Consider the following 11,122-nt stretch of genomic DNA (forward strand, 5'->3'; position numbering starts at 1 on the left):
CGATCATCAGAGCTCGGGCTCGGAAGCAAATCAGACGGTGACCAATTTCAATGGCCTGTCGCCGACCAACCAGCAGGACATCATTCTATTCCTGCGTTCGCTCTGAGACATCTGCTCCGCGGCGGGCGAGTCGTCCGCCCGCCGCGGGTTGCTTTGACGGGAAGGCGCCACTTGAAAAGATCCACTCGCCGTCTGCATCCGCGCTTTAAGCGCGTGGTTTCGGACGCGTCGTTCCGAGTTTTCAGACCGGGCGTCGTCACCTCGCAGCGGTCATGCAGCCAGGCGCATGTTGTGCCAAATTTTGATTGTGTGTCTGAAAGAGGCAACGGGTCCGACAGCTAGCAACCTGTCCGACCGGCTGCTAGTGGATGAAAATGGCTTGAATGAACGGCTAGGGTAAAATAGCAGTTGACTGCAACCTCCAATCGATCAATCTTAGATACGCCTAATAGCATATATGCACGCTAGGCGCGTTGGGGGCTTTCCAAGACAACTTAACCGTTTGACGTTTCGACCCGGGATGGTTGCGCGCGCGCCAGTGATGGACGCTCGTGTCGACGATGACCTGTGGCCGCATAGCTTATGGAGAGGTCGCATGAGAAGGATTCGCCTGAGCACAGCAACCAGAGCCACCATAAACACGACAAAGAAGAAGCCGAGGGCCGCAGCAGTCGTCGTCGGCGCAACCGTGAGCCTGCTCGCCTTATCGGGGACGGCATTCGGCCAGGCCCCACAGGCCGTCGCGCAGGTCGTCGTAGTGGATCCTGGTCCGCGCGGCGGCGCTCCCGGCGCCGGGGGATCGGTCACCGCACTGTCGACCCTGGATCAGAATTTCTTCACGGCGGCGCAGTTGCGTTTCCAGGAGGTCGATTCGGTGAGTGGCACTGTATCCGGCGAGACGGGTAGCGGCCTCGGCCCCGTTTTCAACGGGAACAGCTGCGCCATGTGCCATATATTCCCGGCGCTCGGCGGGTCCAGCCCGCCGCTCAACCCGCAGGTCGCCTTGGCCACCCTGGACAGCGCCGTCGCCAGCAACACGGTGCCGTCCTTCATCACTTCCAACGGCCCCATTCGCGAGGCGCGCTTCATCCTGAATTCGAGTGGCGCACCGGACGGCGGTGTCCACGACCTCTATACGATCGCCGGCCGCATGGACGCTCCAGGCTGCAACCTCAGCCAGCCGAACTTTAATCAGGCCATCGATCAGGGCAACATCATCTTCCGCATCCCAACGCCATTGTTCGGGGTCGGATTGGTGGAGAATGTTCCCGACGCGAACCTGATATCGCAGGAGGCGAGCCTGCAGACCCTGCAGGCCGCGCTCGGCATCACCTCCGGGGTGTTCAACATCAGCGGCAACGATGGCACGATCACCCGCTTTGGCTGGAAGGCGCAGAACAAGTCGGCGCTGATGTTCGCCGGCGAAGCCTACAACGTCGAGCAGGGCGTCACCAACGAGCTGTTTCCTGATGAACGGAACACCACGTCGGGATGCGTGTTCAACGCCACCCCGGAGGATTCGACCAACATGACCGACTCTGGGCCTGGCCTCAGCCCGGCGTCGGATTTCTCTTCCGACATCGTGAATTTTGCGGCCTTTATGCGCCTCCTGGCTCAGCCCACTGCGGCTGCTTCGACCAGTCAAACCACCAACGGCGCCCAGCAGTTCGATAATATCGGCTGTACCCGCTGTCACATCCCGCGGCAGCGGACCGTGAACTCGGTGTTCGGCCCCGGAATGAGCCAGCAGGAGTTGCACGTCTACAGCGACTTCGCCCTCCACAACATGGGCGTCGGCCTGCAGGACCAGATCAGCCAGGGCGCCGCCAACGGCCAGCAATTCCGCACGGCTCCGCTTTGGGGGCTCGGCCAGCGCCTGTTCTTCCTTCATGACGGTCGTGAAAGCAACCTGCTCTCGGTGATCGCCGATCATCAGAGCTCGGGCTCGGAAGCAAATCAGACGGTGACCAATTTCAATGGCCTGTCACCGACCAACCAGCTGGACATCATTCTGTTCCTGCGTTCGCTCTGAGACATCTGCTCCGCGGCGGGCGAGCCGTTCGCCCGCCGCGGGTTACCTGACGGGAAGGCGCCACTTGAAATGCCAGCCTTCCAGCCGTGCTGGGAAAACCCGCCGTACGGAATGATAGGGGGATCGAGGAAACGCGGCATCATGCGAAGCCCGCTACGCGCCTCGATCCTGCCCGACCGCTGATTCAGCTGCTGAACGTCCCGTCCCGATCGCTGAAAAGGTCGAGCGGCTGCGGCGCGCTTGCGCTCGGCGCTGGCGCAACCGAAGTCGCTGGCGCAACCGAAGTCGCTGGCGCAGCCGAGGTCGCTGCCGCAACCGAAGTCGCTGCCACAACCGAGGTCGCCGCTGCAACCGAGGTCGCCGCCGCAACCGAGGTCAGCGAGGACGAGTTGCCCCACAATTCGCGAACCGCCGGCGAGACCGGATCGGATCGTTCGCCGACCTGAAACAACGAGCGGAATACCAGATCGGACGGCAGGTTGTCGGTCGCCGTCGCCGCCGAAGCGATCGTGACCGGCGCGACCGGGCGGGCATCCGGGAAACTCGACAGATAGGCCGCATTGTCGATCGGCGCCGGCGCCGGCGCGGCGCTGGCGAGCGCCACGCTGGGCTGGATATCGCCGACCGCAGCCATTGCGGTGCGCGTCACCGGCGAACTGGCGGCGCCGGCGTAACGCGCCGACAGCACCGAATAGACTTCGGAGACGCTGCGCGCGCGCCCGGAATGGTCGTAGAAGATCGAATGATTGGCCGCGGCGGCGTTCGGGAACAGCCGCGCGCCGGAGGCTTGGGGATTATCCTCGGCGTTCGAGATCAGTTTCGCGGCGCCGCCGACCCCCATGAAGTGGGCCATATAGAGCTCGTTGTCGCTCGGACGGCGGCCGATCAGGCCGGTGAGCTTGAAACTGTTGGATTGGGTCAGAACCGCCGCCATCGCCGAAGCGGCCGCGGGATCGTCGCGCAATTTCAGGATCGCCTTGCGCGCGGAGGGATCGCTGACCGAGTAGCTGCCGGAGGAAGACTTGCTGATGGCGTCGGCATATTGGCCATAACCGAGCTGCGCGCCGGCTTCCTTGACGGTGCCGAGCCAGGTCTGGTCGATGAATTGATAGAGCCCGTGCGCCGACGAGGTCGACGCGCCTGCCGTCGCATTGAAATCCGATTCCATCTTCGCGGTGGCGAGCAGATATTCGAAGCTGGTGCCGGTGGCGCCGGCGGCCTGCTTGATCGCGCCGGCAATCCGCAGGCGTGACGTGCCGAGACTTGCCGCTGCGGTGGCGTTTGCAGTATCGACCGACATCCCGTGGTGCCCCGCTCCCCGCGAAACGCCTTGACGAGCGCCCGATTGCGCCCCTGACGGTGTCACCCTGCGATAATCATGGTTAACGGGGGGTTAAGGCGTATCCCGGGCGCGATGCAGCGTCTTGACGCTGGCCGCATCTTGGGCACGCCGCACCTCATGCCGGCTTGCCGTAGACCGTCTTCGAATCGAACAGCTTCCCCGCGTCCACGAACGACAACCGCGCCCCGCCCTCGCCCGCCTCTACCTTGCGATAGAAGCACGACCGCCTCCCGGTGTGGCAGGCGGCGCCTTGCTGTTCGACCCGGATCCAGACGGCGTCCTGATCGCAGTCCAGCCGTATCTCGATCACGTGCTGGACATGGCCCGATGTTTCGCCTTTGCGCCACAGCGATTGTCGCGAGCGGCTGAAGTACCAGGCTTCGCCTGAGGCGATGGTTTTGCGCAGCGCCTCGTCGTTCATATGCGCGACCATCAGCACCTCGGAGGTCGCAGCATCGGTGGCGACGCAGGTCAGAAGACCCGAAGCATCGAATTTGGGCCGGAAGGTCAGCCCTTCCTCGATGTCGTTTGAATCTAAAGACTTCGCATCTGAGGACTTGGACACAGCAAAAGCCTCGCACATTCTAAAGCGAGGGTCAGCGCTGCGACCCTCGCACCATCGACAGGAAGCGCGCCTGCTCGGCCGGATTGTCGCGGAACATGCCGGTAAAGCGGCTGGTGAAGGTCATGGCGCCATGCTTGGCGACGCCGCGCACCGACATGCAGGTATGCTCCGCCTCGATCACGACCGCAACACCGCGCGGCTTTAAGACCTCGTCGATCGCCGCCGCGATCTGGGCGGTGAGATGCTCCTGGGTCTGCAGCCTTCGCGCGAAGATGTCGGTGAGACGCGCGAGCTTCGACAGGCCGACCACCCGCTCGACTGGCGTATAGGCAATATGCGCTTTGCCGTAGAACGGCATCATGTGATGCTCGCATTGCGAGGTGAATTCGATGTCGCGGACCAGCACGAAGTCGTCATAGCCGGCGGTCTCGCCAAAGGTGCGGTTGAGCACCTCGGCCGGACATTGGTGATAACCCTGATAGAGTTCGTCGAAGGCTTCCACCACCCGGCGCGGCGTATCCAGCAAACCCTCGCGTTCCGGGTTTTCCCCGATATAGCTGAGCAGGGTCTGCACCGCCTGCTCGGCCTCGGCGCGGGACGGACGCGGCTGGTCGGCGCGGACGGCGGCGGCGAGAAACTCGGCAGGGTCCAGTTCCGCGGGGCGGGTTTCCGGGACCTTCGGGTCTGGGCGGAGGGATTTGATCAATGCGTCCATGTCAACTCCGTTCGACCGGTCTCGGGTGAGACCGGAGTGTCACCGGCAGACGGGGCGGCTCGCCGCCGGACGCCTGACTCTCAAAAGCTCTCTCTCTCAAAAGCTCTGTGTCTCACAATTTCTGTCACGCGGCGCCCGACATGATTTTGACTTCGGTTCCACCACCAGCCAATGGCCGGACTGTCTTTCCGCCACCTCCGACCCTATATAAGACTGCCGGTCGCGGACGCCAAGAGCGATCGCGCCGCAAGCCCGAGACCGTAATCCCATGCTGAACGACATCTATAACAAGCGGATCATCGAACTGGCCGGCAACATCCCCCGGCTCGGCCGGCTTGCGGCGCCGGACGCCAGCGCCACCGCGCATTCCAAGCTGTGCGGCTCGACCGTCAAGGTCGACCTCACAATGGACGGCCCCGTGGTCACCGACTTCGCCCATGATGTAAAGGCCTGTGCGCTTGGCCAGGCCTCGTCCTCGATCATGGCGCGCCACGTGGTCGGCTCGACGGCCAGCGAGCTGCGCGAACTGCGCGAAACCGTGCGCAAGATGCTGAAGGAAACCGGCAGCCCCCCACAGGGCAAGTGGGCGGATATCGCGCTGCTCGAGCCGGTGCGCGATTACAAGGCGCGGCATGCCTCGACCATGCTGACCTTCGATGCCGTGGTCGACGCCATCGGCCAGATCGAAGCCAAGGCCAAACAGCCGGCGTCGGCGCAGGGGTAATGGCATAGTCAATTGCCGATGCGCAGCTGAATTGGCCGCCGCTACTTGGCCGGCACGGTTGCCGCGACCGCGCCGCTCGGAGCCATCGCCTCGGCGGTTTTGGTGGTTTTCTGCGGTTGCGGATTGGCCTCGGTCTCACCCGCACTGCCGACGAAACGGTCCGGCACCGGCTTGCCCTTCAACTCGGCCACCGGCGCGACCGGGCTTCCCGTCTGCGGCAGCACCGCGGCCAGCGCATCGGTGGTCACGATATTGGTCAGCTGCAATTCTTCCCGAGACAGCTCGTGCAGATCTTCCCAGGGCGGCACGTTGAGCGAAAGCGACAACAGATCGCCGGTTCCCCCCATGTCGAAGGTGTATTTGGCGAGACGCCCGACGTCGCGTTCCACAATCATCAGATCCTGCGCCGTGTAGCTCGCGGCGCGGGCATCGTCGGCGCGGTCGCCCATCCAGATCTGATGCACCCGGACATGCGCGGCCTCGGGCACGTAACGCGTCTTGCCGGACAACAGCAGGAACACGCACATCGATTCGCAATAGGCTTCGGGCAACACGCTTGAGCGATCGCCCTGCGCGGTGCGGGTCTGCATGCTGGTGCCGACGGTGGTCAGTAATCCGAGATCGCGCCAGCGCCGTCCGAGCGCAATGGAGTCATTGACCGACCCGCCACTGGAATCCAGCACGATGGTGGCGCCGCCAAGCTGGCGTCCGTGCGCGAATTCATCGAAATCCCTGGGACTGTCCGCGGTCACGATGCCGACCGCGCTGATCCAGCCACGGCAATGCTGAGGGCACGCCACCCAGCTGAACCGCATCGGCAATTTGCGTTCTTCGAGGCTGGCACCGGCATGCGCCGGACCGCCCAACGTGGTGACAACGCCGGGAACGGCGATGCCAAGGGCCGCGGCGCCCATAAGGACCCAGCGCCGAAAATCCAGCGACTTCACCAGCCTCAATTTGGTTCCTTTCCGCCACGCCCCTTGCAGGACTGTGGGTGCGGCCCCAGTTTCGACTCAAGCCTGAAATCTTGTCACACAGACGTTGTCAAAAAGGTAACGGTGCGACCCACCCTCGTCTACTGAATCTCGCCGCGACGCAGTAATAACGTGCAATATCTTCATAGGTGTGGCGCAAATGCCGGGTTCTGCCGGTTCCCTGGGCCACAATCCCGCAAATACGCGGATGATTGGGTCATGCCGCCCATGAAACATTCACCGTCCCATTTATCCGCCTGTCCGGACTGCGCCTTCGCGCTGATGCGGCTGCCGCGCAACGCGGGGCGCGCGCTGATCTGGCTTTACCGGCATACGCTGTCGCCGCTGGTCGGTTACAACTGCCGTCATCTGCCGACTTGTTCCGTTTACGGCGACGAGGCGATCGAGCGTTTCGGGCTGTGGGGCGGCGGCTGGATGACGCTGGCGCGGCTATTGCGCTGCCAGCCCTTCGGCACTTCGGGGATCGACAATGTGCCGCTGACAGAACCCCCGGGCGCGCGATGGTATCTGCCGTGGCGCTTTGGGCGGTGGCGCGGCGTCAATGCACCTTAAGAGCTCGTTGTTTGAGCATGATCTCGGCGCAAACGCGTTTCCGCTGATGTCGCGAGGGAAAACCGGTTCCCACTTTTCCGGATCATGCTGTAAGCGGATCGCGCGCTCAGGGCGACTTGACCGCCAGCAGCAGGTTCGATTCGTACGGTCGCCAGCGATAGCCAATCCCGAAATCCATCGGCTGGCTGCGCCTGAACAGTTCGGCGTATTTCGGCTGGTAACGTCCGGGGAATTTGTCAATCGGACCGACATAGCGGCCGAACGGGAAAAACCGCCATTTTCGGGAATCGAAATCGGCGAGCGGAATGCCGGAATCGTCCTGGATGATGGTGGCGCTGTCGGCGAGAATAAACTGGCGCACGGTAGAAAAATTGCCGGCGTGCAACAGATAGGATGCGCTCTTGATGAGGCTGTTGCCGGGCGCCAGAGTTGCACAAAACTTCAGGAAGCCCGAACTCCTGACGCCGCTGTTGGAAAGATCGGTCGAAAAATAATACAGTGTTTTTTCGGCGCCATCGCTTCCCGCGAAAACAATGCGCACGCCGCGCGTCGGGTTTCTGCCGGCAGCTTCATTGCCGGAATGGACGGCGCCATTCTCGTCGAGCGCCACCGCACTGACGCCGCGGATGGTCTTGCCCGAGCGCGCCAGGAATACATAGAGGATCGGCAGGGTGCCGTTGAGCTCTCCGGCGCGGAGATCCGTCTTCATCTGCTTGGTAATGAAGAAACTGAAGCTCAGAATGGAACCGAGCGAACGTTCGACACTATAGAGCGCGGCCCCAATCCCGCCGAACGGCAATCGCGTCAGATCGGGAGCCTGGCCGACAGGCTCGAGTGCGCTCAATACGTAGGTCGTCGCCTTGGAATAGAACGCGTTCGCATATAGAAAGTCCGGGCCGCTGAACATGTAGAACATCGTCGGCCGCGGCGCGGCCAGATTGGCGGCCGCCCAGGCGCGGATATTGGAGAACTGCCGCTGCTCGAGCAGCCCGAACGCGGAAGCCAGGAATTTCGCATGCCGCTGCCATGCCGGGTCCCTGGTCAGCGGCAGCAAGGGCGATTCAGCCGATGGCGGCATGCCGGCGAGGAAGCGCGCGGTGTCGTCGGCGGTCACGGTGCCGGCGGCGCGCCCGGGCCCAGCTGCCGCGAGCCACAGGATTGCAGCGATGGCTGCAATTCTCAAAGGCCGAAACATCTTCATTCATGGCCCTGGGGATGCGGTCACGGCGCCCGGATCGGCCCGCTTGCGGAAAATGGCATAAATCAAAAGGCCTGAAACCATCGTCAAAGTACCGAGAGCCGACTGCAGCGGTCGTTGCGTCAAGAGATAATACATCATGAAGGCGGTCACGAGCAGGAAAACCAATGGACTGAACGGGTATCCCCAAGCGCGATAGGGCCGCGGCAAATCGGGGTGAGTGATGCGCAGCTTGATGACGCCGAGCACGGTGAAGAACGAGCAGAACAACAGCGCGAACTGGATGAAATCGAGTACCGCCTCGAAACTTCGGGTCAACAGCATCAGGCTGGCGACCGCGAGCTGGAACAGGATGGCATAGGTCGGCGCGCCCTGCCTCGATTTGCGGGAAAACAGCCGCAGCGCCGCAATGTCCTCGCCCATGGTCATGGTGACGCGGGGGCCGATCCACATCATCGCGCTGATGGACGACACCAGCCCGATACAGATCATGGCGGCGACGATGCGGCCGCCAGTGTCGCCGAAGATGTGCCTGCCGGCGATGCTGGCGACGTCAAGTTGCCCCGACAGCTCCGGGATCGGCGCGGTGCGGAGGAACACCGCATTGAGGGCGACATAAAGCACGAGCACGATCAACGTTCCCGAAAGCAGCGCGCGCGGCAGGTTCCGCTGCGGCGTGCGCATCTCGCCAATGATATAGGTGGCGGCATTCCAGCCGGAAAACGAATACATCACGAACACCAGGCCGATCGCGAACGGGGCGCTCGTGATGCGGGCAAAGTCGCTGACCTGCGGCATGAACGAGACCGGCTGCGGCGTGCCGATGACAAATCCCGCAATCAGGAAGGCTGCGATCAGCACCACCTTCAAAATGGTCGAGACCAGCTGAAAAGTGCTCGAGTGCCTGACGCCGCCGAGCTGCACGATCGACACCAGAAAGACGACGCCGACCGCAAGCGGCAGCGGCGGGACGCTGGGCAGCACCGATTTGCCGTACTCCCCGAACGCCATCGCCGCCAGCGCCACCGGGGCTGCGAAACCAACCGTGGCCGACACAAAGCCCGCCAGAAATCCGAAAGCCGGATGAAAGGCCCGGCTCAGAAAATTGTATTCGCCGCTCGAGCGCGGAAACATCGCGCCGAGTTCGCTGTAGGAGAACACCCCGCAGAGCGCGACGATGCCGCCGACGCTCCATAACAACAGGATCGAAAAACCCGATTGGATGTCCTTGACCTGAAAGCCAAGACTGGTGAACACGCCGACCCCGACCATGTCGGCCACGACGATGGCGGTCGCCACGACCACCGAAACGGCGGACCCTCCTGCGGAGAGCGGGCCGGGCCAAGCCGCGCTCCCCGTATCTGATGCCGCCATCTCGGTCCACGCCTCGGGCACTACGACACCCACGATTTTGCCATCGTGCAAGTTGCGCGGGTTCGGTTCAAGCAATGTTAACCATGATTGGGATTTTTCGAGTGGCTATGGTATTATAATACCTAAAGCAAACCGTTCCTGGTCCGGGTATTGTTAAAGAAGTTGACCGCCTCACAATCAGGACACGATTTCGTGTTTGTTTACGCTTTCCGGGAGTGGGGAGTTTTCCCGAACACTTAACGTCACCTCAACGCTAGGGAGTGAAATTACTTCAATTGCTGGCGATCTTGGGGCAGAGGGTGGATGGACGGGGCGAAGTTTCAGAGGTCTGATCGTGCGTGCGGGGTGACGTTACCCGGTGTATGGGGGCATCTCCGAGCGAACGACCTGCAGCGCGCCGGCCCACGTCGATTGGGCTGGATCGCCGTTCTGTCGGTCATGGTGCCGCTGTCGTTGGTTCTGGCGCAATGCGGACGGGCGCCAAATGCCAGTACGCTCGCGGCCAATGCGCAGGCCCCGGCCGGGGACACCTTCAACGATCGGTTCCCGACGCCGCGGCTCACGGACCGCTTTCCGAGCGCGAGCGAGAACTTTGTGCAGCGTCAGCCTGCCCAGCCGTCCCCCAAAGTCCAGGCCGAGCCGGCGCCCTACCGGGTGGCCTCGCTGGGACCGACGGTTCCCTATCAACGTCCGGACCAGGGGGATCAGACCACGCTGGTCAGCCTGAAATCTTCGGCCTTTCCCTATCTCGGCAACAACCCGCGCACCGACGAACCCTTCATGAACATCACCAAGGGCGATCGCCGCGGCCACCGCAGTTATGGCGGCCGGGTTTACTGGCAGGACGAGACCTACAGCGACAGCCGCGTCCTGATGCATGTCCCGGAGCATTTCGATGTCCGCAAGCCGGGCGTCATCGTGGTGTTCTTTCATGGCAACGGCGCGACGCTGGAACGCGACGTGCGCGATCGCCAGCTCGTGCCGCAACAGATATCGGATTCCGGCGTCAACGCCGTGCTGCTGGCGCCTCAGCTCGCGGTCGATGCCGCCGACTCCAGCGCCGGCAAGTTCTGGCAGCCCGGCGGGCTCAAGCGCTTCCTCGACGAGTCGTCCGGTCACCTCGCAAGCCTCTACGGCGACGCCGGCGCCGCGAAAACCTTCGCCAACATGCCGGTCATCCTGATCGGCTACAGTGGCGGCTTCTTGCCGACCGCCTGGAGCCTGGAAGTGGGCGGGCTCGGCAATCGCGTCCGCGGCGTGTTTCTGCTCGACGCGGTTTATGGCGAACTCGACAAATTCGCCTCCTGGATCGAACACAACCGCACCGGATTCTTCGTCAGCGCCTATACCCGTTACACCAAGCGGCATGACCAGGAACTGATCCAGATGCTGAAGGAAAAGGGCGTCGCCGTGACCGACGCGTTGGACGGACCGCTGCGGCCCGGCAGCGTGGTATTCGTGCAGTCAGCCGATGGCGTGACACATCGTGATTACGTCACCCACGCCTGGACCGATAACCCGGTCAGGGAAGTGCTCATCAAGATGGCGGCCAGTCCGGCGCTGACGAGGGTCGCGGCGGGAGAGCAGTCTGCCACCAGCCGATGATCCCCTGCCTGCGCGCCGTC

The 11,122-nt window shown here is 63.0% G+C and carries 10 protein-coding genes; 4 read left to right on the forward strand and 6 right to left on the reverse strand.

Features of this window, described 5'->3' with window-relative positions; all coding sequences use genetic code 11:
* Nucleotides 1-520: 520 nt before the first annotated feature.
* The gene (locus ABSG20_RS19235) at nt 521-2,032 is read left to right on the forward strand and encodes a di-heme oxidoredictase family protein (protein ID WP_423866097.1); all 1,512 of its coding nucleotides are present in this window, start codon (nt 521-523) and stop codon (nt 2,030-2,032) included.
* Between the two features lie 184 nt (nt 2,033-2,216).
* On the opposite strand, the gene ABSG20_RS19240 is transcribed toward ABSG20_RS19235, so the two are convergent.
* The 3 genes from ABSG20_RS19240 to folE all read right to left on the reverse strand — a co-directional run bounded on the left by ABSG20_RS19240 (nt 2,217) and on the right by folE (nt 4,654).
* The gene (locus ABSG20_RS19240) at nt 2,217-3,332 is read right to left on the reverse strand and encodes a lytic transglycosylase domain-containing protein (protein ID WP_423866098.1); all 1,116 of its coding nucleotides are present in this window, start codon (nt 3,330-3,332) and stop codon (nt 2,217-2,219) included.
* Between the two features lie 157 nt (nt 3,333-3,489).
* On the reverse strand, nt 3,490-3,939 hold the full coding sequence (gene hisI, locus ABSG20_RS19245) for a phosphoribosyl-AMP cyclohydrolase (protein WP_423866099.1): 450 nt from the start codon (nt 3,937-3,939) through the stop codon (nt 3,490-3,492).
* Between the two features lie 31 nt (nt 3,940-3,970).
* The gene (folE, locus tag ABSG20_RS19250; RefSeq protein WP_423866100.1) at nt 3,971-4,654 is read right to left on the reverse strand and encodes a GTP cyclohydrolase I FolE; all 684 of its coding nucleotides are present in this window, start codon (nt 4,652-4,654) and stop codon (nt 3,971-3,973) included.
* A 268-nt stretch (nt 4,655-4,922) separates the two neighbouring features.
* Here folE and ABSG20_RS19255 point away from each other — a divergent pair, with 268 nt between their 5' ends.
* A complete protein-coding gene (locus tag ABSG20_RS19255) occupies nt 4,923-5,378 on the forward strand; it encodes an iron-sulfur cluster assembly scaffold protein (protein WP_423866101.1) in 456 nt (151 codons plus the stop codon).
* Nucleotides 5,379-5,419: 41 nt separating this feature from the next.
* On the opposite strand, the gene ABSG20_RS19260 is transcribed toward ABSG20_RS19255, so the two are convergent.
* Nucleotides 5,420-6,334, reverse strand: coding sequence for a COG3904 family protein (locus ABSG20_RS19260; RefSeq protein ID WP_423866102.1), 915 nt, complete (start codon nt 6,332-6,334; stop codon nt 5,420-5,422).
* Between the two features lie 246 nt (nt 6,335-6,580).
* Here ABSG20_RS19260 and yidD point away from each other — a divergent pair, with 246 nt between their 5' ends.
* On the forward strand, nt 6,581-6,925 hold the full coding sequence (gene yidD / locus ABSG20_RS19265) for a membrane protein insertion efficiency factor YidD (protein WP_423866105.1): 345 nt from the start codon (nt 6,581-6,583) through the stop codon (nt 6,923-6,925).
* 106 nt (nt 6,926-7,031) lie between these two features.
* On the opposite strand, the gene ABSG20_RS19270 is transcribed toward yidD, so the two are convergent.
* Nucleotides 7,032-8,120 carry a hypothetical protein gene (locus ABSG20_RS19270; RefSeq protein ID WP_423866103.1) on the reverse strand — a complete coding sequence of 363 codons (1,089 nt, stop codon included), beginning with the start codon at nt 8,118-8,120 and terminating at the stop codon, nt 7,032-7,034.
* Between the two features lie 6 nt (nt 8,121-8,126).
* Nucleotides 8,127-9,497 (reverse strand): APC family permease, encoded by a 1,371-nt coding sequence (locus ABSG20_RS19275; protein WP_423866106.1) that lies wholly within the window; start codon nt 9,495-9,497, stop codon nt 8,127-8,129.
* A gap of 345 nt (nt 9,498-9,842) precedes the next feature.
* Here ABSG20_RS19275 and ABSG20_RS19280 point away from each other — a divergent pair, with 345 nt between their 5' ends.
* On the forward strand, nt 9,843-11,102 hold the full coding sequence (locus tag ABSG20_RS19280) for an alpha/beta hydrolase (RefSeq protein ID WP_423866104.1): 1,260 nt from the start codon (nt 9,843-9,845) through the stop codon (nt 11,100-11,102).
* Nucleotides 11,103-11,122 lie beyond the last annotated feature (20 nt).

This window comes from Bradyrhizobium sp., assembly GCF_049512235.1.
Classification (GTDB): domain Bacteria; phylum Pseudomonadota; class Alphaproteobacteria; order Rhizobiales; family Xanthobacteraceae; genus Bradyrhizobium.